General features: G+C 61.0%; 2 protein-coding genes. One reads left to right on the top strand and one right to left on the bottom strand.

The features are described from left to right. Positions 1 to 33: 33 nt before the first annotated feature. The gene (locus JKG68_RS32330) at positions 34 to 888 is read right to left on the bottom strand and encodes a hypothetical protein (RefSeq protein WP_202066526.1); all 855 of its coding nucleotides are present in this window, start codon (positions 886 to 888) and stop codon (positions 34 to 36) included. Positions 889 to 998: 110 nt separating this feature from the next. Between JKG68_RS32330 and JKG68_RS32325 the strand changes: the two genes are divergently transcribed. Beyond that, positions 999 to 1,256 carry a hypothetical protein gene (locus tag JKG68_RS32325; RefSeq protein ID WP_202066524.1) on the top strand — a complete coding sequence of 86 codons (258 nt, stop codon included), beginning with the start codon at positions 999 to 1,001 and terminating at the stop codon, positions 1,254 to 1,256. The last annotated feature ends 117 nt before the right edge of the window (positions 1,257 to 1,373 follow it).

Below are 1,373 nucleotides of genomic sequence, written 5' to 3'. Positions count from 1 at the left end.
TCCCGGCGTAGGATCACAGCGGTGTCGCGGCGTTCACTCCAGGTTGATGGCTCCGACCCCAAAACCTGTCCTATCGAGGGTGATCCAGACCGCTCCTTCACCAAGCATCATCCCCTTGTCGCGGACGAAGACGCTCTCAAAGGTGGATTGGGCGACGGCCTCTCGGATGGGCGGGGCCATAAGCACTTCTTTCGCCGCAATGAGCTGGTCGCGGTTGCGAATGCTGCGCCGGACCTTTCCTGTCACCGCCAGCGGATAGTGCGCGACGCGAGCGAGGAGTTGCAGATCGCCTGAACGAAACGCAGCCTTGACGCGCCGGAAGCTGTAGTAGGCGTCCACGGGATCGAAGTTCAGGCTGCGATAGCTGGCTTCAATCTCGGGCGACAGTGTGGGCCGGGAGAACCCAGATTCCGGCGTTCTCACCGGCAGGTCCATCGACCGTCGCAACTCCCGCACAAGAAGGTTCAGGGCCTGATGGCGATCATGGAGTTGCTGCAACTCCGGCGAGCGGCCCTGCGCCGCTCCAGTTGCGAGCCGTTCCATGGTCTCCTGCGTGTCGCCCCTGTTGCTCCCTGTTTCCTGGGCAGCAGTCTTCCCCAGTGCGTTCTCGAGCTGGTGGCGCGTGATCCAGACCCTTTCCTCGACTTCGGCAAGCACCTGCTTGTGCGAGGGCCTGAAGCCGGGGCCTTTCGCGAGGTCAGGCGGCAGGGCTCTCATAGCCTCTTGGGGTTTGGGCCCTTTCAGCTCATTGGATGGATACCGCGGATCAACCTTGTAAGTCCTGCCGTAGACCCGCACGAAGAATGGGTCCGCATAGACCGGAGCGGCCCACAGGGTAACCAGAAGCCACACGCAGAGTCCGAGAACCTTTGCGGTGACGCGAGCCATTGCCGCCTCCATTCCAAAAGAGATCGGTTGGCCCAGGATACACCTCAGCTTCAGGTGCGGAACGGCCAGCGGCCGGAACGTCACAGGGCTGCGGCCAGTTGGTTATCGCCATGACCACTCTCGATCCGGTTTTGCCTCTAATGAGACCGACGATTGGATACTGCTCCTCTGACATGAACCAGCCTGTTGAGTTTGCTTTGATCCACGCCAAGCTGTTCCGCCCATTCGGTGAGGGCGCAGCCATAGAGTTGAGCCAAGAAGCCTCTCGGGTTCTCCGCACCAGTCTGCAACCTGATCAGCTCATCCAAGGCTTGTTTGAGAAGCTCACGATCCGCAGGCATCGTCACACCTCGCCCTGGGGTGCTTAATCTGCCCTCGGAGGGTCGCCATGGTCAAGGCGTACAGTTCGTCTGTGAGGAGGCGACCCGCCAGCCGGCCCTCTCGGATCATCAAGAGCGGAAAGTCTTTTCATAGCACGGGTCGGA

The organism is Microvirga aerilata (assembly GCF_016743775.1).
In the GTDB taxonomy this organism is placed as follows: domain Bacteria; phylum Pseudomonadota; class Alphaproteobacteria; order Rhizobiales; family Beijerinckiaceae; genus Microvirga; species Microvirga aerilata.
Note: the sequence above shows the minus strand (reverse complement) of the source record. Positions and strands in the feature narration are given on the sequence as shown.